21 protein-coding genes are annotated in these 24569 nt (G+C 61.0%); 13 read left to right on the forward strand and 8 right to left on the reverse strand.

What is annotated here, in order from left to right; genetic code table 11:
• The first annotated feature begins 187 nt into the window (after window positions 1–187).
• Window positions 188–2983 (forward strand): hypothetical protein, encoded by a 2796-nt coding sequence (locus tag HUU46_18915; protein ID NUM55717.1) that lies wholly within the window; start codon window positions 188–190, stop codon window positions 2981–2983.
• Window positions 2984–3112: 129 nt separating this feature from the next.
• On the opposite strand, the gene HUU46_18920 is transcribed toward HUU46_18915, so the two are convergent.
• From HUU46_18920 to HUU46_18930, 3 genes are all read right to left on the reverse strand, one after another.
• Window positions 3113–5092: a hypothetical protein gene (locus HUU46_18920; protein NUM55718.1), complete on the reverse strand. Its 1980-nt coding sequence runs from the start codon at window positions 5090–5092 to the stop codon at window positions 3113–3115.
• 95 nt (window positions 5093–5187) lie between these two features.
• On the reverse strand, window positions 5188–5772 hold the full coding sequence (locus HUU46_18925) for a DUF1080 domain-containing protein (GenBank protein ID NUM55719.1): 585 nt from the start codon (window positions 5770–5772) through the stop codon (window positions 5188–5190).
• A 221-nt stretch (window positions 5773–5993) separates the two neighbouring features.
• Window positions 5994–6713: a hypothetical protein gene (locus HUU46_18930; protein NUM55720.1), complete on the reverse strand. Its 720-nt coding sequence runs from the start codon at window positions 6711–6713 to the stop codon at window positions 5994–5996.
• A 174-nt stretch (window positions 6714–6887) separates the two neighbouring features.
• On the opposite strand from HUU46_18930, the gene HUU46_18935 reads away from it, so the two are divergent.
• The gene (locus HUU46_18935) at window positions 6888–7409 is read left to right on the forward strand and encodes an N-acetyltransferase family protein (protein NUM55721.1); all 522 of its coding nucleotides are present in this window, start codon (window positions 6888–6890) and stop codon (window positions 7407–7409) included.
• A 403-nt stretch (window positions 7410–7812) separates the two neighbouring features.
• Here the strand turns inward: HUU46_18935 and HUU46_18940 are convergent, their stop codons facing one another.
• Window positions 7813–8172: a DUF2089 family protein gene (locus HUU46_18940; protein NUM55722.1), complete on the reverse strand. Its 360-nt coding sequence runs from the start codon at window positions 8170–8172 to the stop codon at window positions 7813–7815.
• 297 nt (window positions 8173–8469) lie between these two features.
• Window positions 8470–8646: a hypothetical protein gene (locus HUU46_18945; protein NUM55723.1), complete on the reverse strand. Its 177-nt coding sequence runs from the start codon at window positions 8644–8646 to the stop codon at window positions 8470–8472.
• Window positions 8647–8945: 299 nt separating this feature from the next.
• Between HUU46_18945 and HUU46_18950 the strand changes: the two genes are divergently transcribed.
• The 3 genes from HUU46_18950 to HUU46_18960 are packed head-to-tail and all read left to right on the forward strand — an operon-like array spanning window position 8946 to window position 13483.
• Complete coding sequence (locus tag HUU46_18950) at window positions 8946–11609, forward strand: tetratricopeptide repeat protein (protein ID NUM55724.1); 2664 nt, start codon at window positions 8946–8948, stop codon at window positions 11607–11609.
• Window positions 11610–11642: 33 nt separating this feature from the next.
• Window positions 11643–12329 (forward strand): MgtC/SapB family protein, encoded by a 687-nt coding sequence (locus HUU46_18955; GenBank protein ID NUM55725.1) that lies wholly within the window; start codon window positions 11643–11645, stop codon window positions 12327–12329.
• Window positions 12326–13483, forward strand: coding sequence for a hypothetical protein (locus HUU46_18960; GenBank protein ID NUM55726.1), 1158 nt, complete (start codon window positions 12326–12328; stop codon window positions 13481–13483). Before HUU46_18955 ends, HUU46_18960 begins: the two co-directional genes overlap by 4 nt.
• 157 nt (window positions 13484–13640) lie before the next feature.
• Here the strand turns inward: HUU46_18960 and HUU46_18965 are convergent, their stop codons facing one another.
• Genes HUU46_18965 through HUU46_18975 form a run of 3 tightly spaced genes read right to left on the reverse strand, consistent with a single transcriptional unit; the run spans window position 13641 to window position 16658 of the window.
• Window positions 13641–14708 (reverse strand): phosphotransferase family protein, encoded by a 1068-nt coding sequence (locus HUU46_18965; GenBank protein NUM55727.1) that lies wholly within the window; start codon window positions 14706–14708, stop codon window positions 13641–13643.
• Entirely contained in the window at window positions 14705–15910 is a 1206-nt protein-coding gene (locus HUU46_18970; protein ID NUM55728.1) for an acyl-CoA dehydrogenase family protein, read from the reverse strand. Before HUU46_18970 ends, HUU46_18965 begins: the two co-directional genes overlap by 4 nt.
• 28 nt (window positions 15911–15938) lie before the next feature.
• Entirely contained in the window at window positions 15939–16658 is a 720-nt protein-coding gene (locus tag HUU46_18975; GenBank protein NUM55729.1) for a histidine phosphatase family protein, read from the reverse strand.
• A gap of 247 nt (window positions 16659–16905) precedes the next feature.
• Between HUU46_18975 and raiA the strand changes: the two genes are divergently transcribed.
• The 8 genes from raiA to rseP all read left to right on the forward strand — a co-directional run bounded on the left by raiA (window position 16906) and on the right by rseP (window position 24535).
• A complete protein-coding gene (raiA, locus tag HUU46_18980) occupies window positions 16906–17454 on the forward strand; it encodes a ribosome-associated translation inhibitor RaiA (protein ID NUM55730.1) in 549 nt (182 codons plus the stop codon).
• Window positions 17455–17474: 20 nt separating this feature from the next.
• A complete protein-coding gene (locus HUU46_18985; protein NUM55731.1) occupies window positions 17475–17678 on the forward strand; it encodes a hypothetical protein in 204 nt (67 codons plus the stop codon).
• Complete coding sequence (locus HUU46_18990) at window positions 17675–18079, forward strand: type II toxin-antitoxin system VapC family toxin (protein ID NUM55732.1); 405 nt, start codon at window positions 17675–17677, stop codon at window positions 18077–18079. Before HUU46_18985 ends, HUU46_18990 begins: the two co-directional genes overlap by 4 nt.
• 74 nt (window positions 18080–18153) lie before the next feature.
• On the forward strand, window positions 18154–19122 hold the full coding sequence (gene hprK / locus HUU46_18995) for an HPr(Ser) kinase/phosphatase (protein NUM55733.1): 969 nt from the start codon (window positions 18154–18156) through the stop codon (window positions 19120–19122).
• 213 nt (window positions 19123–19335) lie between these two features.
• Window positions 19336–19614, forward strand: coding sequence for an HPr family phosphocarrier protein (locus tag HUU46_19000; GenBank protein ID NUM55734.1), 279 nt, complete (start codon window positions 19336–19338; stop codon window positions 19612–19614).
• Window positions 19614–21389, forward strand: a complete 1776-nt coding sequence (ptsP, locus tag HUU46_19005; protein NUM55735.1) for a phosphoenolpyruvate--protein phosphotransferase — start codon at window positions 19614–19616, stop codon at window positions 21387–21389. The genes HUU46_19000 and ptsP overlap by 1 nt, the downstream gene beginning before the upstream one ends.
• Window positions 21389–22552: a 1-deoxy-D-xylulose-5-phosphate reductoisomerase gene (locus tag HUU46_19010; protein ID NUM55736.1), complete on the forward strand. Its 1164-nt coding sequence runs from the start codon at window positions 21389–21391 to the stop codon at window positions 22550–22552. Before ptsP ends, HUU46_19010 begins: the two co-directional genes overlap by 1 nt.
• A gap of 3 nt (window positions 22553–22555) precedes the next feature.
• Window positions 22556–24535 carry an RIP metalloprotease RseP gene (gene rseP, locus HUU46_19015; protein NUM55737.1) on the forward strand — a complete coding sequence of 660 codons (1980 nt, stop codon included), beginning with the start codon at window positions 22556–22558 and terminating at the stop codon, window positions 24533–24535.
• The last annotated feature ends 34 nt before the right edge of the window (window positions 24536–24569 follow it).

Below are 24569 nucleotides of genomic sequence, written 5' to 3' on the forward strand. Positions count from 1 at the left end.
TTGAGAGGCGAGTCGCGAGTCGTGGTGCTGTAAGGCGAGGAAGCGCCGCCGCCGCGGGCGAGACTCCGCAACGAGTTGGGAATTTCGGGACGCCTGTCAGGACGTTTGCTTATCTTACCGGACGGTGTATCGCCGGGCGGGGCTGGCGTATACTTTGTGGCGGTCACCGAGTAGAGGGGGATCTACTATGCGTACCGGAATCGCTTTGTTTGTTGTGGGGGTTTGCCTGCTGGGGCTGGGGGTGCAGGCGTACGGGGACGAGCCGGGCGCTGTCGCATTGGTTTCGGCGGTCCCGCTGCAGCTTTTGTCGGAAGACAGCAAGGGGCAGCGCCAGTATGTCCGATTGAACATCGCAAATCCCGGCAAACCCACGAAGGCTGCTGTTCGAATCGAGTCCGCAGGACAGCGGCGCGTTGAACTCGTCTCGGGTCAAAACACGATCGACATTGCCGTGCCCGCGATTGCGGACGAGCGCGTGGCAGAGGTGTCGCTGGCGGTGCGGGGGAAACCGGCGGGCAGCGCAACGGTCGTGTTGCGGCCGGTGCGCGACTGGACGGTGTACCTGTTGCCTCATTCGCACGTGGACATTGGCTACACGAAGGTGCAGACGGAGGTGGAAGCCGATCAGGTGCGTTTTCTGGATGACGCGCTGGCGGAATCGGAGCGTACCAAGGAGTATCCCGACGGCAGCCGGTTCAAGTGGAACTCGGAAGTCATGTGGGCTGTCGACTCGTATCTGCGGGCAGCCCCGTCGGAAAAGCGGGCGGCGTTTGCCGAGGCGGTCCGCGGCGGCGCGATCGGTCTCGACGCGCTGTACGGAAACGAGTTGACTGCGCTGTGCCGCCCGGAGGAATTGGTGCGGTTGACGAGCTATGCGTGCCGGGTGCGCGACGAGCTCGATGTGCCGATCGACACCGCGATGATCAGTGATGTGCCGGGGTACACGTGGGGCATTGTGCCGGTGTTCGCGCAAAGCGGCGTGCGCTATTTTTCGGTCGGGCCGAACCGAAGCGACCGCATTGGGACGACCCTCAGCGCGTGGGGCGATCGGCCGTTCTATTGGGTGTCGCCGTCGGGCCAGGAGAAGGTCCTGTGCTGGATCGCCGCGCAGGGTTATTCGTGGTTCCATGGCAAGGCGGGATCGGTTGGCGACAAGGTGGTCACCTACCTGAACGAATTGGAAGCGTCCAACTATCCATACGATGTCGTTCAACTGCGGTACAACATCGGGGGCGATAACGGGCCGCCCGATACCACGATTGCCGACACGGTCAAAGATTGGAACGCAAAGTATGTCCAGCCCAAGTTGCGGATCGCGCTGGTGAGAGAATGCTTCGCCGACTTCGAGCAGCGTTACGGGGACCGCATTCCGTCGTTCTCGGGCGACTTAACGCCGTATTGGGAGGATGGTGCGGCGTCGTCGGCGCGGGAGACGGCGCTCAACCGCCGCGCCGCGGAACGGTTGGTGCAAGCGGAAGTATTGTGGTCGCTGCTTTCGCCGCAGACGTATCCGCTGGATCGGTTCCGGGAGGCGTGGAGGAACGTAATCCTGTATGACGAACATACGTGGGGCGCGCACAACAGCATCAGCGAACCGGATTCGGATTTCGTCAAGGCGCAGTGGGACATCAAGCAGGCGTTTGCGGTGGACGCGGACAAGCAGTCGCGCACGCTGGTAGACGACGCCGTGCAAGGGCTGCGCGCCAGCGGCACAGCGGAGGGCCTGCTCGTCTTCAACACGTGTTCGTTCACGCGTTCGCAACTGGTTGCGGTCCCCGAGAGCGCCGGCCGTGTGGGCGATCGTGTCGAACGCGACGGCAGACCGGTACCGTCGCAGCGACTGGCGAATGGCGATCTGGTTTTCGTTGCCGCTGATGTGCCCGGGCTGAGCGCGCGCCGTTACACCGTCGTGCGTGGAAGGGCCACGGCCGAGGGCGCGGCGCAGATCGATGGTACGACGATTCGCAATGGATCGGTTACCGCGGTTGTGAATCTGAAAGACGGGACGATTTCATCGTTGACCGCGCGGAACATTTCCGCGGACCTTGTGAACCAGGCCGCCGGCCCTGGGCTGAACGAATACCTCTACGTGCCGGGAACGGACCCGAAAGGCGCGATGCGCGCGGGGCGCGCCACCATCGAAATCGTGGACAACGGCCCGGTGGTTGCAACGTTGAGAGTGACGACGAGCGCGCCGAGCACGAACGGCGTGGTGCGCGAGATATCAGTCGTCGACGGCATGCCCTATCTCTCGATCGGGAACTGGATCGACAAACACCAACAGCGCAAGAAAGAGGGCGTCCACTTCGCGTTTCCGTTTAACGTGCCGGACGGCGTGGTGCGCACGAGCCTTGCGTGGAGCGTGATGCGGCCCGAATACGATCAGTTGCCCGGGTCGTGCAAGAACTGGATTACGGTGCAGCGTTGGGTCGATGTCGCGAACCAGGATTACGGCGTGGCGTGGGCGCCAATCGACGCGCCACTGGTCGAACTGGGAAGTCCGACGGCGGAGTCGCCGTGGATAACGCGGCTCGAGCCGACGCAGACGGTCCTCTCGTACGTCATGAACAACTATTGGCATACGAACTACCGCGATTCCCAGAGCGGCAACCACCTGTTCCGGTACACGATCATGCCGCATGGAATGTTCGATCAGTGCGCCGTCGAGCAGTTTGCCGTGGGGATGACGCAACCATTCGTTGTGATACCGGTGGAAAAGGATGCGACCGATCGCGCTGCGCCGTTGGCTGTCTCGCCGGAGTCGGTGTTCGTGACGGCGATCAAGCAGAGTGAGGACGGCAAGGCGACGATCGTGCGGCTGGCGAACATGTCCGGCCGGCCGGTCGTTGCGACGCTGTCGCGGCCGGGGAACGATGCGCGGTCTGTCTGGCATAGCGACCTGACGGAGCGCAAGGGGGCGGCGGTGTCCGGGGGCATCGCGATACCCGCGAGCGGGATTGTGACGCTGCGTATCGACGAGTGAATTTGCGTGGGTTGTGCGGGGGAAGATCAAAGCGGAGCTTTTCAAGAGTGCGTCACGACGTGGAAGCTTCGTCACGAGCAAAGGAGGGCTGCATTCAACGTAGCCGAATCGGAACTCGGATGTTCGCGACTACTCGAAATACGGTTGCACCTGGATGAAGTTCCAGATTAGTTCTTGTCCGATGTCGGCGCCGGGGGGGTTGTCTGAGGGCCAATCGGAGAGTCGCAATTCGGCGTTGATTGCGTGCGCACGAAACACGTATTGATGGTAATTGATCCAGTAGGGGTTGCTGGAATTGAATTCGCCATAGGGTTGCCAGTAGCCGCATTGGACGATTGCCTGGAAGCATTTTTCCATCATCCGGTCGGCGTTTTGGATGGTCGCGGAGACGGCGTGTTGTCTGCGATTCGACGCGCCGTTTCCGAGTCCCTGGAAATCGCCGGTGATGAAGCGGAGCGAGTAGAGCCGGCCGGGGGTGAGGTTTTGAATTTGCTGCGAGATGACGTTCGGCTTGTCGCCGCAGCGGCGGGTCCACAATGCCACATCGCCAGCGCCTTCGGGGCCATGGTACTTCGCCTGCAAGGTGCCGAAACCGGGAACGGTCTTGACGGCGATGCTCTCTTGTCCCAGCGTGTCGATTGCGGGGCTTAGCGTCCACCCGTCGGTTCCGTTTGCGAGGTCTGCGTTTTGAATGTGCCTGAGGACGTAGGGATCGGCGAGGAAACGGTGGGTGTTGCCCTCGATGGCGTAGTGGCGGACGAGTTTCGCGAAGAGGCGTGTCTGCTCCTCGGCGCAGTAGCCGGAGACGTAGCCGTGCAGCCCACGGACGCCGAAGAATGCGGAGTCGGTCGAGATGAACTGCATTTCGCAATCGAGAAAGACGTTGAAGTCGTAGTTTGGAAACAGGTCGCCCGTCTCCCATCCGGGCTCGGACAGGAGCGACACGACGACGAGCCGCTCCGTTGCCGCGCCCTTGCTCGCGCGCTCGAACGATTCGCGGCTGGCCATTTCCCACGCGGGACTGAACTCGGCAAGCAGGTCTCCGGTTTCGACGATCACTCGACCCGGCCGCGATTGGGATTCGGGGAGGTACCATTCGGGCCCGAGCCGGTAGCCGCATTCCACGATGGTTTGGATGAAGGGGTACATCTGCTCGAACCGTTCGGCGGGCAATAGGCGCGAGGGGCCGTAGGCGTAGAAGATGCGATTCGAGAAGGCGGGGTCCGCGCGAAGTTTTTTAATCGCGCCGATCCAAATGGGATACATCTCCGCAGTTTGCTTGCCGTACTTTTCGCCGACCCCGAATTCGTCCGCCCAGATGCCGCTCATCAGCGGGTGCTGCATGCCCAACGAGTTCGACCAGCGATCGTAGGCTTCGTCCACCGTCGATACATCGTAGGGTACGTCCTCGCGGACGAACCAACGCTTGCCCTCGGCGGTCCACTCGCGAATTTCCGCTTCCTGTGCGCTCTTGCCGTCCTCTGTTCGCGTAGTCGTGCCAATGATGCTGTTGTAATGGTCGAGGCAGTGTTCGCGGAGATACTCCCAGGTGTAGACGCCGGTCTCCGCGATGTGCGGATTGTCTCCGTAGGTCGCGTAGACGAGTTCGCCGATGGCACGCACTTCCAGGCGTTTGGCCGGTTCGTGTTGATCGTTGAGCGCAACGGTATGCGCGCCTGCGGAGACGTAGCGCATCGCTTCGAGGTGTCCGCCAAACTTTTTTAGCGCGACGGTTGTGTCGTCAAGAAGGATTGAGGTGGGGGCGTTGTCGCCCGTCGGAAGAACGCGGATGTAAATCCAGCCGTCCCGTGGGTTGCGGAAGGTGTGCGGTTCGGTGCCGGGGGATTCCTGGTTGACCAGTTCGAAGACAAGGTTGTTGAGCGGTTTGACGCCGGCCTCGGGAGCGAAGCGGGGATCGGCTTCGGGCGATTGGAATCCGCCGGGGGGCACGCTACCGAGTTCGGATGCAACGGCGAAAGCGATCCCTACTGTCCACACCAACAGGCGAATCGCAGGGCCAATGCTCTTACGGTAAATCGTGTAACCGTTCAGTTTTCTATGCTCCTTGATGCGACATCGTTTGGGTTCGTAGATCGCAAAAGAAGACAAAGCAGAGCTTTTCAAGAGCGCGTTACGAAGTGGAAACTTCGTAACGAGTTAATTCTAACTATGCTCTATTGAGAACTCATCGACTGCGAGCGGGCTCATGGTCTTCCCTCTTCGAAGGCTCGGAGGCGGATGTTTTTTATGGCGCCGGCGGTGCGCCAGGTGGCGACGCCGAGGGGGCGGGTGGGGTCCATTTCGAAGCGAATGCCGACGCCGCGGTCTTTGGTTTCGACGTCGACGAATTGTTCGCCGTCGATCCAGGCTTCGATACGTTCGGGAGTGATCCGGAGGCGGATGGAGTACCACTTGTTGTTGTCGAAGTCGCGCCATTTGGCGGTGCCGTTTTCGGAGGCGTCGAGCCAATCGAGCGAGGAGATGCCGACGAGGCGTCCGCCCCAACCGCCGACGACGAGAGAGACGTTGCTGTCGTTGTAAGGGACGGTGAGGCCGCAGAAGAAGTCGCTGCCGGCGGTGCGTTGGGCTTCGAGGGTGACTTCGAAGTTCATTTTTGGGAGGGGGCCGATCCAGGTGATGCCGGTCATGTCGTTGCCTTCGGCGAGGTGGCACACGTCGCCTTCGACGGAGACGCCGCCGGAACCGATGTAATCGGCAACGCGGAAGTCCGCTTCGGTGACGAAGGATTCGCCGTTGGGGGAGCCGTCTTTTTTGACGTTGTGCGTCATCGCGAAGCCGGGGATTTTTTCCTTTTGCCCGAGTTTTTTGGGGGACGCGTCGGATGCGCTTGCTTTGGGTTCGAGCGTGGTTGCGGTTGACGGCGCATTTGCCGTGGCACAGCCGATAAGCGCCAGGCACAACGCGGGCGCGATGACACGAAATATGAATACGAAGCGCATACAGATTTCCCTCAGTGAAAAGTAACCCAGAATACTATCGCATTTTTCGGCTACCTGCCATGACGCAGCGTTGAAGACTTGCCAAGCGCTCTCTCTTTGTGCGCGTCTTCAGTTCGTTTCGACGCTTCCCTAAACCACGCATAACGCATGTTAGTTGTGTCTGGCCGTGCAATGGCGTCTTTAACGACGACAAGGAAGTCGTGCAAGTCAGCGCATTGGTATCCCCGCCCCAATTTGCTTCGCTTCAGTTTCAAATCGTCGGGCAAATACAGGTCGCCAAATACTTCAACTCGCCTTGCGCCGTTATACCTGTATATCGGGATATATCCCCGACCAAAGAACGCGAGATCGTAGAACCGCTCGTTGTTCGTTAGCGCCAGCGGGACATGCGTCTCGCTTAGCCGCCGTGCTTCCAATTCAGAAACACCGTCGAATGTCGCTCTCGTGTATTTGTCCGAGTCAACGATGGTCCGATCAACGTTGTCGTTCAATACCAGAACGACATCCTCGCCAAGCTCGGCCGAACTGATATCGCACGTCCATGTAGAAACGGCGCGGAAAAAGGCGAATTCGTAATGCGGGCCTTTCAGTATGTCGCTCACCCGAGCCTTCGCGATCTTATAGGACTTGTATTCGATGATCTCAACCACTTTCGCAACGTATATCGCGTCCGAGTTGTCAACGACTTCGTGCAGAGTAGAGACTCCTACGTACGCCTGCGTATGTAGCGAAGGGATCACGAGCGCCAGGGCTAGCACGAATCCTCGCATAATGTTGGACCTCCTGCGGCACGCGGCAGTATAGCACTGGCGCGACTTCGCGGGTTGCGTGCCCGACTAACTGCACGCATGAGAAGCCCCGTTTTGGTGATGGCAAATTCTTGCGCAAGTTGGGCGCACTCCCTAAAATAATTCTCCAACTTGGTTGGAGAATTCGTGGAGACGATGGCGATTGCGCGGACAGTTGGGGCGGATGTGACGATCGGCGAGATGTACGACGCCGATTGGGACGCCGTGCGCGACATCTATGCGGAGGGGATTGCGACTGGGAACGCGTCCATCGAGACGGAGCCGCCGACGTGGGAGGTGTGGAACGGGCGGCATTTGAAACATTGCCGGTTGGTCGCGCGGCGCGGGGATATTGTTGTGGGGTGGGCGGCGTTGGGGCCGTTCTCCGTGCGGTCCGCGTATAGCGGCGTGGCGGAAGTGAGCATTTACATCGCGGAACGCGCGCGGGGGCAGGGCATCGGCCGGGCGCTGTTGCAGGCGATCATCGCCGAATCGGAACGACACGGCATCTGGACGATTCAGGCGGGCATCTTTCCCGAGAATACGATCAGCATTGCGCTGCACACCCGGTGCGGGTTCCGCGAGATCGGCACGCGCAAACAGTTGGGCAAGCTGAACGGGGTATGGCGCGATGTTGTGTTGTTCGAGCGCAGGAGCACGATCGTCGGCGTCGATTGAGCGGGTGCCACTTCTTTAGGCCTCGGACAAGAAAGCTGTAACCCGTACAGGGTTGAAAGATTTGTAGGTGGCGTCCCTTCCCAGGGTAGATCCATCCACCTGCGTCGAAGCGGCGTCAGTGGACCAACCCTTTGCTGCGCGCTACATCCCCTTCGGGGAAAAGGCGGAAACCGTACTCAGTAGAGGCGTGCTCTGTTGAAATCGTCGCATCAGATGGCACATTGAAGACTGTGACGGGATCGAAAGGACGAAAGGGACCAAAGGGACTAAAAGGACCCAAGGATCAAGGGAATCCAAAGGACCAAAAGGGGCCGAAGGGATTCAAAGGCAACTTGGAGATCGCGCCATGGTTGGCGGCTGCGCCACATTTAACTGCGCGCGAATGGGCACCTGTTGTCCCGGCTTATTCCTGCCATTCGTCTTCGGTTGGGGGGGATGTCGCGTTGCGGGCGGCGCGTTCGGTTGTTTCCTTGAGGATGCGCCTGTGGGTCTGGAGGAGGGTGCGGCCGGTGCCGGTGAGCATTACGCCGTGGGTGACGAGCGTTTCGACGAGTTGCTCGAAGGAGTCGCCAGTGGCGGGGGCTTCGACGGCGTTGACGCGTTCGATGAGCCGGTCGAGGCGCGCACGAATGGTGGGGTAGGAGACGCCGTAGACTTCCGCGAGCTGCTTGAGAGAGCCGGAGGCGAGCAGGAAACGTTTCAGGAATAGAAGGTCTGCGTCATTGAACACGGAGAGCCACGGGGGCAGTGAAAGCTGACTCATTTGTCAATACTAAATCAGAGTTTAATATTTTTCAATCGATATTTCTCAGCTTAATCAATATTACGTAAGTTTACCCTAATTTTAATGATAATGAGGTGCATTTGTTGGTTGATACGCTTGCGGGAGCGGTTCGATGACTTTGGGGGGCTGGGCAGGCACCGCCGGGGCTGGAACGGTGGTGACATCGACCTTCGCGCCGCTCTGGTGGGCTTCATGCCCTTTGCTGCACTCGAGAGAAATCGGCTTCCCCGGCGGGGTAGGGTTACGGGGCGTGGGCGCGAGTCCGAGGCGGGGATGCTAGCCCCCGGGGTTGGGTGCCTGGACGCCTGCCTTATCGGCGAGGTCGTTGAGATTCTTCGGACGGGTCGCTTTGGACTCGTCGGGCGGTTCGTTCTTCGCGGCGGATTGCGACCCGCCGCACCCCGCGCAGATAGACAGGACCAGAACTGCAAAGGCGGCCAACAGCTTCTTCACGGTGAGGGCTCCTTTGGTATAGATGGCCCGCGGAGGGCGTGCCTTGCGGGGTCCATGCTATCACTGGTTGGAGAAATTGCACAAGAGAAAGAAGTGGCCGCCAGTGCGCGGGCGGTTCCGGCACGACCCGGAGCGCCGCGCGTCGCGGGCGCGGGAAGGAGGCGTTGCAGCGCCGCCCTGCAAGGCACGTCGCGCGAAATCAACGAATTCGGTCCTCGTGTGATGTTGGAACGGGTTGACCCCTTCATTCTATAGTATGCGTTCTTCAAACGCGGTTTCTCATCAAGGAAGTGGCTGCCGTGAGCGCCGGGCACGACGAGGTAACGGAACAATCAGTGGAGACGGGTTCGCCGCCGGAGGAATCCGTGCGCGACACCAATGCGTCGCAAGTTGAGTGCGAGCCGCCCGTACCCGCCCGAACGGCGTCGGCGGATGAGGAGCTGACGGGCCAGGCGGACCTCGACGATCAGCTTGCCAAACCCGTATTTGACGGGAGTACGGGAATCGAGGCGGCGCAGGTTTGGATTGGCGCGTTTTTGATAGTAGTCGTTGCGCTGATCGTGTACTCGAATTCGATTGGCATTCCGCTGCCCTATCCCGATCGCACTGCGATCACCGGCAATCCGGGAGCACACTCGATCGCGATGGCGCCGATGGGCGCGAAGTCCACGGGCATTCCGCTCTTGCCGATGGTCACGATTGCGCTGAACGGGCAGGTCGCGCCGGATTCGCTTGGGCTGTATCACGCGCTGAACATTGTGCTGCACGCGTTGAACGGAATACTGGTCTATCTTCTCGCGCGGCGCTTGCTGGGGTTGAACAAGAAGCGCGCACCCGATCAGGCGGGGTTCGAACTCAGCGAGCCCGTGGCGATGCTGGGCGGGTTGCTGATGGCGCTGCACCCGTTGGCGACAGAGAGCGTGAACCTGGTGATTGGCCGCCCGGCGCTGATGTGCACGACGTTCTCGCTGCTGGCGATTGTGTTGGTGTTGCGCGCGGCGGACCGCGAAGAGGGATGGGCGGTGGGCACGCTCATTGGCGCGGGCGCGAGCTTTGGGCTTGCGTGGGCGTGCGACATCTCGGCGCTGTTTGTGCCGGCGTTTGTGTTGATGGCGGATTGGATTGCGAACGGCGCGGGCGTGAAGAGGCGTGTTCCCGTTCACGCCGCGTTTTGGGCAATAGGGATTGCGTTCGGCGCGTGGTGGATGACGGTGTCGAACCTCGAGAAGAATCCGTACGAGGTGTTCGATCCCGAGCTAATGGTGCCGCCGCCGGTGAAGTCGGCGGCGTACTCGCTGGGCATGGCGATGGGAATCAACCCGATCGATCTCGCGATCGAACACGATCTTCCGCCGGCGAGCGGTTATCTCGATCCCGAGATGTCCGGCACGAACCCGTTCCTGACGTTTTCGACGGCGGTAGGACTTGGTCTTGTTGCGCTGATTCTGGTGGCGACGCGATCCGCCGCGGGCCTGGGGTTGATTTGGTTTCTCGTGGCGCTGGTACCGGCGGCGTATTTCGTTCCGCCGTACACGCGGTTCAGCGAGCGCGCGCTGTATTTCAGTTTGTGCGGCGTCGCGCTGTTGGCGCCGTGGGTGGTGTCGAAGGCGATCACGAAGAAGAAGTTGAAGCTTGCGGCGGGGCTTGCGTCGGCCGCGGTCTTGTTGTTGGCGGCGGCGGGCACGTTCACGCGCAATGGGGTATGGCAAAACGAAGTCGAGTTGTGGGAAGACGCGGCGTTGAAATCGCCGTACACGCCGGAACCGCTGATTCGACTCGGCACGATGCGGTACGAATCGGGTCAGCGCGCGCTGATAGAAGCCGAAACGCTTGCGCGGGAGAACCAGCGTCCGGCGGCGCTTACGAAACGCGAAGAGGCGCAGCGCGACTTCGGCGCGGCGATGAACCTGCTCGAGCAGGCGCTGGAAAAGAAACCGGACGACGCGGCGTTGCGCGGTACGCTGGGGAGCATTTATCAGTTCATGAACCAGCGCGACAAAGCGATCGCCGCGCTGACGGAGGCGTTGCGGCTGAGCCCGTCATCGCAGGAGATTGCCGCGGCGCTCGGTTCCTTGTATGCGACAAACCCGGCCGATCCCACCAATACGGAGGGGCGTCTGCGCGCGAACGATTATTACCAGCGCGCGGCGCGGTTGGGGCCGCTGCCGCCGAACATTGCGGCGGGTTATGCGGACCTGCTTGTGCGGATGGGCAATCCGGTCGGCGCGGCGCAGGTGGTTGCGCCGCTCGCGGCCCCGGGGAACGCGCAGTCGCCGGGAGCGGCGATGCTCGAGCAATTGAAGCCGCTGATCGAAAAGGTGCGCGACGCGGAAGTGAAGGCGCAGGAAGCCGAAAGGGCGAATCCCGGCAGCGGCGAGGCCATCAAACTGCGGATTGAGGCGTCGCTTGCGAACGGTCAACTGTTGCCGGCGTTCTACCAACTCGAGCGGTATCTTCAGTTGCATCCGGACGACGCGGACGCGTGGCTGATGCTGGGCACGACGCGCGCGCAAACGGGCGGGCCGGACGCATTCATTAAGGAGTACGGTGTCGCGCCGTTGGCGAAGGAAGGGGCCGCGCCGATTTGGATGCAGCTCGTGCGGCGGTGCGCGGAACTGGGGCGTTGGACGGCGGCGCGCGCGTACATCGAGCATGCGGCGACGCAGTCCGCGGACTATGCGAAGCCGTTGGTTCGCCTTGGTGCGCTTGCGATCGAGCTCGAGCAGCCGGCGATCGCGTCGGCAATTCTCGCCGATGCGGCGAAGGCGGATGCGGCCGATCCCGAGCCGTGGCTGCTCCAAAGCGACATCGCGATTGCGAGTGAGAACCTGCCGCAGGCGCGGCGGTACCTTGATGAAGCGGAGCGTCTCGGCGCCGATCCGGCGCGGGTTGCGCCGCGCCGCGAGAAGGCCGGGGCGACGCCGGAAGAAGAAAAGCAGAAATCGCGCACCATCCTTCAGTAGCGCCGCGAAGGAAATCGAGGGGGGAGTGCAGCCATGTCGATACCTCCCGAAGTCATGGATGCCGTGTACAAGCTTGTGTTGGCGACGGCGCTTGGGGGCCTGCTTGGCCTCGAGCGGGAGCGCAAACACCGTGCCGCGGGTCTGCGTACGCACATTGTCGTTTGCCTTGCCGCGACGCTTGTCATGATTATCTCGAACCGCCTGGCCGATGAATGGTCGAATGCGTATTCGGGAGAGCCATTGGATCGCGGACGTATTGTCGCGGGTATTTTGCAGGGGATTGGATTCATCGGCGCGGGCGCGATCATCAATGTCGGAAACATTCATCGCGGGCTGACGACGGCGGCGATGATCTGGTTTGCGGCGGTGCTCGGCGTTGCGGTGGGGCTTGGGTATTTCCTGCTTGCCGCGTGTTCGACGGTGGCAGCGCTTGCGGCGGTGCTGTTGTTCGAACCGTTGAGCGAATGGGTGTCCGCGACGTCGGAGTTTTCATTGCGCGTGCGTTTGCCAGGCGGACCGATTCGCGTGCGGGACGTCGAGCAGTGCATCGAAAAGCATGGGTACCACATCAACAACACGCGGCTCACCGTGCGCGAGCACGCAGAAGCGGTCGAGATGCAGTTTGTAATTGGTGCGCCCCGAAAGCGATCGGTCGAGGACCTCATCGATCTGCTGAACACGACGTATCCGGACATCCAAGAACTTTCGGTTGAACGATGAGACCTTGCGCTATAGCCGCGATCGGGTTGTTCATCGCGAATGTTTCGTCGTTGGCGGAAGCGGGGTCGTACCTCCTGCGCGTGGCGGCGGCGGTCGAGCAGGTGGGCAGCGAGAGCGCGCCGGTGAATTCGGCGATGCAGGCGTCCGCGCACGAAGCGGCGAATCGGCTTATCGCGGGAGGGAAGTTGTGGGCGGCGGGGAATGCCGCGTTCGTGAGCGAATTGTCCGGGCGTGCGGGCGGACTGATGATGATTCAGGCGCTTGGAGAGAACGTGCCGGGCGCGGGCGACGTGGTGATGTATTGTCCGGCGGACGCGCCACCGATTGCCGAAGGGACGTTGATATCGGGCGCACAGATCGTCGCGTTCGGCGACGGACCGACGGATGGCGTGGCGAGTGTTTTCTCCGGCCATGCGGAGCAGCATGGAATATCGCCGACGCTGGCGTCGATCATTCCCGCGTGGGTTTACACCGGATATTTGATCGAGGCGTGCGCGCAGCAGGGCAAGATGCCGGTGACATTCGAGACGATTGGGTTGCCGGGAGGTTATCCGCGCATTCAGCAGTATCAAGCCAAGGGTGTGTACTGGATCGACTATAACGCGGACCATTGGCACGTAAAAGGACCGCTGAGTCTCGGGGGCAAGTACGCGCACGACGTTGCGCGCATATTGCGGCGCGTCGAGAAGGAAGAACGCGAGAAATTGAATCGCGCGGGAGAATGGGCGGCGCGCGCGTTGGCGGACAATAAGACTGTGTACCTGTATTGCATGGGGCATTTTGTTCCGGACGAGGTGGCGAAGAGCGAGATTGCGTCGAAGTTCAAGGCGGCGACGTGGAACTCGGGATTCACCGTGATCGCGCCGCCGGATGACGCGTATGCGATGGGCGATGTCGCGATACACATTGGGTATCAGCACCCGCCGAACGGGTTATACGAGCGGGCGCGTCCGAGCGGCGCGAAGATCGTGTACGTTGACTTGCTCGAGCACCGCGATTGGATACACGATCCGCACGTGATTTGGGTTGATCCGATGTGGCCTTGGGACGATGCGGTGGTGACGTTGCCGAACTACGACATTCCGATGCTGCCGCCGTCGGGGATTGTGAACAGCGCGATTGCGTGGGAGATTTTTCGGTTGGCGACGGAATAAGTCGTCTCTCTTCGCGAGTGTCGCTTCCGCTGCGCTTGTGAACGTAATCAAACTCCTCCAAATCTCACTTTGAATCGTACTGACTCGACCGGCATCGAGCGCGATGTCAACGCAGGTCTCCACGGAATGCAGACGATTACGTAATTGTAGTCGATTGTTACATCCGCCCGGACTCGATGCTCGCGGCGGCTTTCTGCCCGAGGACCGCAACCATGAAGATCATGGACGCGAAGCGTTCGTCCGTCGTGAGGCCCTGCTTGTAGCGAAAGTAGATTTGCTGCACGATGACCGCCAGCTTCATCAGCGCAAGAATGTAGTAATAGAGAATGTTCGAGACGTCGCGCCCCGTGCGTTGTGCGTAGATTTCCGCGAGTTGCATGCGCGTAAGCGCGCCGGGCTCCGTCGTCATGAAGCACTGCACAACCTTCATCGCGTCGTCGTCGGGCTCAATCCAATAGCCCAGCGCGGTGCCCAGGTCCGCGAGCGGATCGCCGATCGTCGCCATCTCCCAATCGAGCACACCCACGATCTTCGTGATGTCGCCCGGATCGAGCACGATGTTGTCGAACTTGTAATCGTTGTGCACGAGCACTGTGCCGGTATCCGCCGGAATGCGTTCTTTCAGCCATGCAAAGACCTGATCAATTTCGGATATCTCGTCGGTCTGCGATCCCTTATAGCGTTCCGCCCACCCGTTCACTTGCCGCTCGACGTAGTGGCTGCCCTTATAGAGTTCTTCCAAGCCAATCTTCGTGTAATCGATTGCATGCAGGTCGGCGAGATTTTCGATCAGCGACCGGCAGCACCCGCGCACGACGTCCGGCGTCAGCGTAAGGTCCGCCGGCTTCTTCGCGCGAAAGATCGCGCCCTTTATGCGTTCCATCACGTAAAACTTCGCGCCGATGACCGACTCGTCCTCGCAATACAGGAGCGGGCGCGGCGCGGGCGAATAGACCGGATGCAGGTGCGACAGCACCTTGTACTCACGACCCATGTCGTGAGCCGATTTCACCTTGCTGCCGAACGGCGGCCGCCGCAATACGAGTTCGCGGTCGCCAAGCCGCAACAGATACGTAAGGTTGGAATGACCGCTTGGAAACTGCTCGATCGACAGCGGACCGATTGCGCCATCGACGGCGTTGTGCAGATATGCTTCCAGCGCGGCGGCGTTTAGTTCTTCGCCGTTGCGAATCGCCGCGGTCGAGTCAATCGAGGCGGAACTCATTTTGTAATCGAGATTCCATAGCGCTTCAGGATGCGCTTCGCCACCGACTGCTTGTGCACTTCGTCCGGCCCGTCGTAGATGCGTGCGGGGCGTTCGTGCCGGTAGTAGTAGGAAAGCGGGGTATCGTCGCAAACCCCCAGCCCGCCGAGCGCCTGCACTGCGCGGTCCACGACGCGCTGCAAAACGCCCGCGACAAAGAACTTGATGCACGACACCTCGTCGCGCGCTTCTTTCTGTCCGTGCTTCTCGATGGCCCATGCCGCGTGCAGCACCATCCACTTCGCCGCGTCGATCTCGGCGCGGCTCTCCGCGATCCACTGTTGCACCATTTGCCGCGTACCCAGCGGCACGCCCGGCGCCACTTCGCGTTTCGCCGCGTACTGGCACATGATCTCGAAGCTGCGCTCGCAGATGCCGAGCCACCGCATGCAATGATGAATCCGGCCCGGGCCAAGCCGCTCCTGTGCGATGGCAAACCCCATGCCCTCGCCGCCCAGCAAGTTCGATTGCGGCACGCGGCAATCCTCGAAGCGCACTTCCGCGTGGCTCGCCCAGTCGTCGCCGGTGTCGCCCATCACGGAAATGTTCCGCACGAACTTGTAGCCGGGGTTGTCCAGCGGCACGATGATCATGCTCGCGCGAAAATGCGGCTGCTGGTTCGGATCGGTCACCGCCATCACGATCGTGAAGTTCGCGCCGTCCGCGGACGACGTATACCACTTGTGACCGTTGATGACATAGTCGCCGCCATCCTTCACCGCGGTGGTGCTCATCCACACCGGGTTCGACCCCGCGTGTTCCGGTTCGGTCATCGCGAAACAACTGCGAATCTCGCCGCGCACCATCGGATGCAGATAGGTTTCTTTTTGCTCGTCGCTGCCAAACAACGCGAGGATTTCCATGTTCCCCGCGTCCGGCGCCTGGCAGTTGAACGCGTAATGCCCCAGCGAACAGCGCCCAAGTTCGACGCTAAGCAACCCGTGGTCAACAAGGCTCAGCCCCATGCCGCCGTGCTCCTTGTGCATCTGCGGCGTCCACCACCCGCGCCGCTTCACCTCCGCGCGGACCACGTTAAGTTCCGGCAGCGACGCGCGAAAGCCCTTCTTCTTCACGGAGAGCTCCAGCGGAATCACTTTCGTGTCGATAAATTCGCGAACCTGCGGCAGCAGCTCTTCCATTTGCGGTGATAACGAAAAGTCCATAGCTCCCCCAGAATGAGATATTCGTTGCCTATCGGTATGTCCACAATTCCGGTTCGCGCAGGTGCGATACGTTATTGAACGAACTCAGCGTAAACCGTCCCTCGGTGAACATGAACTCCGTGAGTGACGCGTTGCGCACCTGCCAGACGAGTTCGAGCGTGGTCTCGAACGACGTGCCCAGCGCGAGGTGCATGGCAACCGCCGTCGGCCCGCCGGACGTGAACGCAGCGACGCGCTGTCCGTTTGTGCCCCCCGACATAAGCCCGCCGAAACTGTCTTTCACCCGCCGGACAAACGCGTCGAACGTCTCGATCTCCGGGTCGTGGTAGTCCTTCGCCGCCCATTTCAGCATCATCTTCTCGAACGGCTTCTGGAACAGCCGCTCCTTCTCCTTTTTGTCCGTCGAAGCCATGAACCGCTGGATGTGCTGAAGACTCTCCTCGTCCTCCGCGCAGAGCTGCGCGATGAACCGCTTCGCGAGCAGTTCGACCGGCATCTCCGCCAAGGCGTCGTCAATCTCGATCTCCGGAAATGCGCCGCCCGCCCGCTCGTATTCCTCGCGCACCAATTCCGCCGAGCGCTTCTGCCGCAGCAACGGCCCCGACACCGCGCGATCGACGCGCACGCCGTGTTCCGCCCAGTATTTACCCAAACGCCGCGCCTGCTCTTCCCCAAGCGGAGACAACTTGTCGTAGTCCTCCTCGTGAAAAGAGGCCTGGCCGTGCCGAACTACAATGAGTGTGCCCATGGGAGACGATGATTCCTGCGCTTCCCACCACCATAGCAAATAGTGGCCGGTCTACGCAGCCGCCGGCAATTAAACGGGTAGGACGCCCTTCTGCTCATGTTCTGGCGGTTAGGCGGGCAAGCTGCCGGCATGGAATTGGTGTACTTGGCGAAATCTTTCCGTTTGGGGAATTGACGAACTTTTCCGCTGGTTGCTAAGATCACGGTCAGGAGTCTTCATTCTCACGCGGCATTGGAGGTACAACATCATGCGCGTATCCATAGCAGCCCGTCATCTCGATCTTACCGACGCCCTCCGGTCGCACGTCGAGTCGCGGCTCGACAAAGTGCGCCACCACTTCGACCGCGTTATCGACGTAGACGTCGTCCTCAGCGTCGAAAAGCACCGTCACACCGCCGATGTCACCGTGCACGCCAACGGCGTCCGCATGCACGGCAAGGAAACCACCTCGGACATGTACACGTCCGTGGACACGGCGATCGGCAAGATTGACCGGCAGATTCTGAAGTTCAAAGACCGCAAGCACCGGTTCCAGCCCCGCGACGGAAAGGTCGCTGTGGTGACCCTCGAAGCCATGGAAGTCCCCGTCGAGGAGCGCATCGAGCAAACCCCCGGCGAGCACAAGAGGGTCGTTCACGAGCCCATCCCGATGAAACCCATGAGCGTGGACGAAGCCGCCATGCAGCTCGAACTCTCCAAGGACACGTTTCTCGTGTTTCGCAACTCCCAAACCCAGGAAGTCAACGTCGTCTATGCGAAGAACGACGGTACGATAGGGCATATCGATCCGGAGTAGAGAGACAAGGGAATCGGCGCATGAGCACCATTATCGAGATTGAGCAAGCCATCGAACGACTGCCAACGCCGCAAGTCGAAGAACTTGCTGCGTGGCTCGATGCCCACCGTGCCTCGCGCGAATCGTCTGCAAATGCCGACCTGTGGCTCGAGCAGGCGCGCGGTGCCGCCCGTCCGGGTGTAACCACGGCTGATGTAATGGCCGTCACGCGTGGCGAGGAATGAGCGGAATACTATTCGACACCAACGTATTGCTCGACATCGCAACCCTTGATACTACATGGTCGGCCTGGTCTGAGGGGCAGTTGCGCAGATTTGTCGCGCAAGGTGCGATCGCGATTAACCCAATCGTCTATGCCGAACTTGCACCAGCCTTCACGACCCAGTCCGACCTAGATCGCTGGCTTGACCCGGCAATCTTCCGTCGGCTTCCGTTGCCGTATGCGGCGGGCTGGCTCGCGGCGCAAGCGTTCGTTAAGTATCCGCGCACGGGAGGATCGAAAGTCTCTCCGCTGCCGGACTTCTATGTGGGCGCACATGCCGAGCTTGAAGGGCTGACACTGGTAACGCGTGACCCCACTCGCTACCGGACATACTTTCCGAATGTTCCACTCGTTACGCCGTAGCGCCAGCGTTCGATCCGACGGTTTAGATCGATTACGATTACGAAACAAATCCGAACCAACCTCGACCTAGATACATGGATACCCAAAGCCTCCCCGTAAACCGCAAGACCAGCATCGCCATCGCGCGGCTGTTGGACCAGATGGCCGACGACCTTGAGCTCGAGGTCGTCGGCGGGTTTCAAGGTGTGGGGCGCCAGGTGTTCGTGCAGGACATCAACCGCCCCGGACTGGCCTTGAGCGGCTACCTCGACTATTTCGCGAGCGACCGCGTCCAGATTCTCGGCAACACCGAAATCCACTACATGGAACGCCTCTCCGCCGCGCAACTCCAGCACCGGCTCGAGAGCATGTTTTCGTTCGAGATTCCCGCATTTGTCCTCTCGCGCCAACTCATGCCCAGCAACCTCTTTCTCGACATGTGCAACCGCCGCGGCATCCCCGTCCTGCGCAGCAAGAGGTCCACGGACGAAGTCATCAGCCGCATCATCCTCTTCCTCGCAGAGGAGTTCTCGCCGGAAACCATAGTTCACGGCACGGCCGTCGACTGCTACGGCGTAGGCTGCCTCATTGTCGGCGCTCCGGGTATCGGTAAGTCGGAAACGGCGCTGGAGCTCGTCGAGCGCGGCCACCGTCTCGTGGCGGACGACGTGGTCGCAGTAAAGCGCCGCCGCGAAGATTCCCTGTACGCCGAGTCCTCCCCGATGATCGAGCACCACATGGAAATCCGCGGTATCGGCATCATCGACATTAAGAGCGTTTACGGCGTCGGTCGCGTGCGTAACTCCAAGCGTATCGGCATGTTAATCGAGCTCGAGGAATGGAGCAAAGAGTCCCAGTACGACCGCACGGGCCTCTCGGAGGAATTCGTCTCCATCCTCGGGGTGCGCATTCCCTACCTGCTGATCCCCGTGCGCCCCGGCCGTAACATCGCCATCATCCTCGAGGTCGCAGCGCTCAACCACCGCCTCAAGGAGCTCGGCATCCACCCCGCCCAGGAGCTCAACCAGAAGCTTATGAGCCTGATGTCCGACAACGAGCCGTGAGCCGCGCCGCGCCCCGTGTGACCCCGCTGTAACCCTGCTCGGACGAACCAGTTAGCCGTTGATCGTCGAGCCGAACTTTTGCATCGTTCCGGCGTTATGCGCTAAGATGGTGCGCTGGCATGTTCTGTCGCTCGCCGGCAAAACGCTATACCGTAATTCTCGCCATTCTCGTATCGCGATCGCTGTGGCGCGGCGCCTGGAAGTGAGCACGCAATGGAAACGACCGAACTAACCGAAGACATCCAAATCATCAATCCACTGGGCCTGCACGCACGCCCCGCGGCGGCGCTCGTCCAGACCGTGCTCAAGTTCAAATGCGATGTCTACCTCTCGCTCAACGGTCACCGCGTCAATGCGAAAAGCATCATGGGCCTGTTGACCCTTGCCGCCGCCCACGGCAGCACCGTCACGGTCACCTGTACCGGCGCCGACGCGCAGCAAGCGCTCGACGCGGTTCGCGTTCTGTTCGAGTCCGGGTTCGGGGAATTGTAGTGGAAATCGTGCTGCATGGAGACGGCGTTTCCCCGGGGATTGCCATTGGCCCCGCGCTGACCTTCCGTGTCAATTCCATCGAGGTCTCGCGCACAAAAATAAAGAACGCGGACGCCGAAATCGCGCGGTTCGATCGGGCCGTCACCGAAGTGCGCGCCGAATTGCAACGCCTTCACGAACAGACGGCGCTCGCCATCGGAGAAAAACATGCAGACATCTTCAAGGCGCACCTGTTGCTCCTCGAAGACGTCACCATGCGCGAAGAAGTCGAGCGCCAGGTGCGCGAGGAAAAGGTCAACCCCGAGTTTGTCGTGAACGAACTCATCGCGCGCTACTCGAAAGTGCTCGAAACCGTCGAAGACCCGCGCTTCCGCGAGCGCACCCAGGACTTCGTCGATGTCGGTAACCGCATCCTTGCGCGCATGCTGAACACCGACCTCGAATCGCTCGAGCGTCTCGAACGCGCCAGCGTCGTCGTCGCGCACGACGTCCCCCCCTCGGTTGCGGCCAAGATCGATCGCAAGAACGTCAAAGGCATCGCCACGGACGTCGGCGGTCCCACGTCGCACACCGCGATCCTCGCGCGCGCCTTCGAGATTCCCGCGGTGGTTGGGCTGCGCTTTGTTGGTTCCTATGCGATGCCGAGCGACACCATTATCGTGGACGGCACGAAGGGCGACGTCGTCATCCGCCCCGCGAAGGAAACCCTGGCGAAGTATGAGTCGCGCAAGGTGCGCGAAGACCGCGTTCGCGAAGCGCTGCTTGCCGCCGTGCAAAAACCGAGCGTCACCATCGACGGCCACGAAGTGCCGACGATGGCGAACATCGAACTGCCCGAAGAAGTCGAGCACAGCAAACGCATCGGCGCGCAGGGCATCGGCCTGTTTCGCACCGAGTACCTCTTCCTGAACCGCAACACGCTCCCGACCGAGGAAGAGCAGTACGAGGCCTACGCTTCCGCCGCGCAGACAATGAATCCGCTGCCCGTGTCGCTGCGCACCCTGGATATCGGCGGCGACAAAGTCGCCAATAATCTCGGCGACGGAGGAGAGACCAATCCCCAGATGGGTTGGCGCGCAATCCGGTTTTGCCTCGAACAGACGGACATCTTCAAGGCGCAACTCCGCGCGATGTGCCGTGCAAGCGTTCACGGCAACATCCAAATCATGTTTCCGCTGATCAGTGGATTGGACGAACTCCTGCGCGCAAAAGCGATCCTCAAGGACGTGTACGCCGATCTCGAAAAGCGCGGCGTACAGTTCAAGAAGAAAATCCCCGTCGGTTCGATGATCGAAGTGCCAAGCGCCGTCGAACTCGCCGAAGTGCTCGCGCGGGAGTGCGATTTTTTCAGTGTCGGCACAAACGATTTAATTCAATACTCCCTCGCCGTCGATCGCGACAACGCGCGCATCGCGCACATGTACGAACCGGCGCATCCCGCCGTGCTCCGGCTGATTCGCCGCGCCGTGCGCGCCGCAAGGGCCGCCCGCATCCCCATCGGCGTCTGCGGCGAAATGGCGGGCGACCCGCTATTCAGCGAGATTCTGGTCGGTTTCGGCGTCACTTCGTTGAGTATGTCCTCCGTCGCCATCCCGGCCGTGCGCGCGGAAATCTCGCAGATTCGCTTGTCGCTCGCAAAGCGGTTCGCGCTCCGCGCCGTGCGCATGTCGTCCGGAGCCGAGATTCTCGACACGATGCAACGGCGCTCGAAACAGCGCAGGGCGATGAAAGAATATCTCGGCGAGTTCTCGGACGAGGACCTGGACGCTTTGTGATGGCTACTACGCGGCGCCGAATCACCATTCTCGGATCGACCGGGTCCATCGGGACCAGCGCGCTCGATGTCGTGCGCCACTATCCCGATCGCCTGGAAGTGGTCGGTCTCGCGGCCCATTCCAACATTTCCGCGCTCGCCGAACAGGTGCGCGAGTTCCGTCCACAATGTGTTGCAGTTGCCGACCGCGACGCCGCCCGCACACTCGCCGATCGGCTCCCGGGTGTGCGCGTCGCTTCCGGTCCCGAAGGCCTCGAAGAAATCGCCGCCGTGCCCGCGGATGTGGTCCTCTGTGGCATGGTGGGCGCCGTCGGGCTCAAACCCGTCCTCAGCGCCATCGACGCCGGCAACGCCATCGCCCTCGCGAACAAGGAACCGCTCGTGATGGCCGGCCCGCTCATCATGGATCGCGCGCGCGGAAAGAATGTGATGGTGCTCCCGGTCGACAGCGAGCACAACGCCATCTTCCAATGCCTTCAGGGCCACCGCATCGAAGACGTGCAGTGCATCCACCTCACCGCATCCGGCGGGCCGTTCTACGGTAAACCGCGCGAATCGCTCATGGGCGTCACGCCCGCGCAGGCGACGCGCCACCCTACGTGGAACATGGGTGCGAAGATCAGCGTCGATTCCGCCACGCTCATGAACAAGGGCCTTGAAGTCGTCGAAGCTATGTGGTTGTTTGGGCTCCCCCTCGAAAAAGTCGAGGTCGTCATCCATCCGCAAAGCATTGTCCACAGCCTCGTCGAATTCACCGATGGCAGCATCCTCGCTCATCTCGGGCTGACGAACATGAAATTCCCCATCCAGTATGCGTTAACATGGCCGGAACGTGTGCCGGAACCCATGGGCCGGCTCGACCTGACGGCGATGCGCGAACTGACTTTCGCCAAACCGGACTTCTCGGAGTTTCCGTGTTTGGCCTATGCGATCGAGGCCGCGCGCACGGGCGGTACGGCGCCCGCGATACTGAACGCCGCGAACGAATGCGCCGTCGGCGCGTTCTGCAAAGGCCAGATCGAGTTTCTGCGCATCAGTGAAGTCGTGCGCGATGTAATGGACGAATGTCCGGCGTCGCGCGACGTGACGCTCGAGTCGGTTTTGGAAGCAGACGCGCTCGCGCGGGAGCGCGCAAGCCACGTCATGACGGGTCTTGGAGTATAGAAGTTGACGTATCTATTCGACATCGCAGTCTTCATTCTCGTGCTCGGAGAACTCGTGTTCTTCCACGAGCTCGGCCACTTCCTCGCGGCGAAGGCGTGCGGCATCTACTGCGAGCGTTTCAGCCTCGGCATGCCGCCGCGCCTGTTCGGATTCAAGTTCGGCGAGACGGATTACTGCATCGGCCTCTTGCCTATCGGCGGCTACGTGAAGATGGCCGGCCAGGAAGACGTACCGCTCTCCGAAGAAGAACGCAAGGAACAGTACGGAACGATCCCGCCGAACCGCTGGTTCATGAACAAACCGGTCTGGCAACGCGTCATCGTGATCTTCGCCGGGCCATTCATGAACTTTGTGCTCGCCGTCGCGCTCTACGCCATCCTCGTCGGTTTCGGCGCGAATCAGCCGGAATGGAAGCACGACCGCCGCATTGGCCATGTCGAACCCAATTCGCCCGCCGCGTCCGCGCCCATGTTCGCAGTCGCGGATACAAAACAGACCGTTGACTTCTCGCGCCAGCCGGATGCCACTGGCTGGAAAACCGGCGACACCATCATCTCGGTGGACGGCAACCGCATCACCAATATCCGTGACGTTGCACTCGAAGGAATTCTCAGCGGCGGCAAGAGTGTATTGGTTGAACTCGAACGCACCGTGCCCGACGGCAAAGTGACGCACTATCTCTCGCCGGTCACGCCGCGCGAACTCGAACAGGACGATGAGAAACAAGTGCGCACGGGAATCGAGGAGTTCCGCACCGCGCTTGTAAAGTCCGTATCTCCCGACTTGCCGGCCGCCGCCGCGGGATTCCAGCCCGGCGATATTATCACGCGCCTGAACGGTGAGCTGATCGACAGAAAGTCGTTCATGGAGACCGTGTCGCAAATCACTGACGGCCGACCCATCAACGCCGAAGTCAATCGGGGCGGACAAGCGCTCGCAGTAACGGTCGCTCCAAAACCCATCGGCACGTTCAAGGACATTCTCCTGGACCCGCCCGTCGACTGGCCAGAGACTATGATCGACGAATCAAAACCAATTCCCGTCAATGAAGCGGATGCCGCAAAGCTTCAGGGCACCGGGTTCGAGGAGGGCGATAGGGTCATCTCGATCGACGGCGAAGCCATTAAGGAAGGTATTGTCAAACAGATAGTGACCCGGCCGGACGCGGACAAGCTCCAGGTTGTCGTCGAGCGCCCCGGCATCTTCGGTCTGGGCAAACCGGAAGTGGTGACGTTGCCTGATATTACCGCGGCCCAGTTCATCGAGGCGATTACACCGTTTGATATCACCGCGCAACCCACCGTCCTGTACGCAACGAAAGAGGTCAGCGAATCAACCGGACTTCAGACAAAGGACATCATCGAACAAGTTGACGGCAAGCCCGCGACGTGGGCCGCGCTCTACGAAATCCAAAACACGCGCATGGGCGAGACGGTCACCTTCAAGATAAAGAAACCCGCCATCGCGCTTGGCGTCATGCGCGGCGAATCGATGAAGGACGTTTCCGTCCCCATAACGCCCGTCGGAAAAGTCGGTATTCTGTTCGACGACCGGAAAGTGTTCTACCGCGCGCCGCTCGCCCAGGTGCTCCCCGAAGCGCTACACGAAACGCAGCGCGTCATCAAGCTGACCGTCCGCACCATCCAATCGCTGCTCACCGGCGCGGTGAGCGCGAAGGAATTGGGCGGGCCGATCATGATCTATCAAATCACAACTACGACCGCGCGGTTCGGCAGCGCAGGCGATCTCCTCGCCATCACCGCGCTCATCAGCGTGAACCTCGCCATTTTCAATCTGCTTCCGCTGCCGGTGCTCGACGGCGGACACCTGTTGTTCCTCGGCATTGAAGCCGTGCGCCGCAAGCCGGTCAGCGCGAAAGTAATGGAGTGGGTACAGCAGGCCGGCCTTGTGTTCATCATCGGCCTGATGCTGTTCGTGACGTACAACGATATCGGCCGGTTGCTTCGGGGTTTAATGCCGTAAAAGGACGATTGCGAGCGGGACATTGGCTGCACCT

This window comes from Candidatus Hydrogenedentota bacterium (assembly GCA_013359265.1).
In the GTDB taxonomy this organism is placed as follows: domain Bacteria; phylum Hydrogenedentota; class Hydrogenedentia; order Hydrogenedentales; family SLHB01; genus JABWCD01.

Excerpts from the sequence above, each read along its gene's own strand:
- HUU46_18915 (NUM55717.1), top strand. The coding sequence starts at position 188 with ATGCGTACCGGAATCGCTTTGTTTGTTGTGGGGGTTTGCCTGCTGGGG.
- HUU46_18925 (NUM55719.1), bottom strand. The coding sequence starts at position 5,772 with ATGACGCACAACGTCAAAAAAGACGGCTCCCCCAACGGCGAATCCTTC.
- HUU46_18930 (NUM55720.1), bottom strand. The coding sequence starts at position 6,713 with ATGCGAGGATTCGTGCTAGCCCTGGCGCTCGTGATCCCTTCGCTACAT.
- HUU46_18935 (NUM55721.1), top strand. The coding sequence starts at position 6,888 with ATGGCGATTGCGCGGACAGTTGGGGCGGATGTGACGATCGGCGAGATG.
- HUU46_18940 (NUM55722.1), bottom strand. The coding sequence starts at position 8,172 with ATGAGTCAGCTTTCACTGCCCCCGTGGCTCTCCGTGTTCAATGACGCA.
- HUU46_18955 (NUM55725.1), top strand. The coding sequence starts at position 11,643 with ATGTCGATACCTCCCGAAGTCATGGATGCCGTGTACAAGCTTGTGTTG.
- HUU46_18960 (NUM55726.1), top strand. The coding sequence starts at position 12,326 with ATGAGACCTTGCGCTATAGCCGCGATCGGGTTGTTCATCGCGAATGTT.
- HUU46_18965 (NUM55727.1), bottom strand. The coding sequence starts at position 14,708 with ATGAGTTCCGCCTCGATTGACTCGACCGCGGCGATTCGCAACGGCGAA.
- HUU46_18970 (NUM55728.1), bottom strand. The coding sequence starts at position 15,910 with ATGGACTTTTCGTTATCACCGCAAATGGAAGAGCTGCTGCCGCAGGTT.
- HUU46_18975 (NUM55729.1), bottom strand. The coding sequence starts at position 16,658 with ATGGGCACACTCATTGTAGTTCGGCACGGCCAGGCCTCTTTTCACGAG.
- raiA (NUM55730.1), top strand. The coding sequence starts at position 16,906 with ATGCGCGTATCCATAGCAGCCCGTCATCTCGATCTTACCGACGCCCTC.
- HUU46_18985 (NUM55731.1), top strand. The coding sequence starts at position 17,475 with ATGAGCACCATTATCGAGATTGAGCAAGCCATCGAACGACTGCCAACG.
- HUU46_18990 (NUM55732.1), top strand. The coding sequence starts at position 17,675 with ATGAGCGGAATACTATTCGACACCAACGTATTGCTCGACATCGCAACC.
- hprK (NUM55733.1), top strand. The coding sequence starts at position 18,154 with ATGGATACCCAAAGCCTCCCCGTAAACCGCAAGACCAGCATCGCCATC.
- HUU46_19000 (NUM55734.1), top strand. The coding sequence starts at position 19,336 with ATGGAAACGACCGAACTAACCGAAGACATCCAAATCATCAATCCACTG.
- HUU46_19010 (NUM55736.1), top strand. The coding sequence starts at position 21,389 with ATGGCTACTACGCGGCGCCGAATCACCATTCTCGGATCGACCGGGTCC.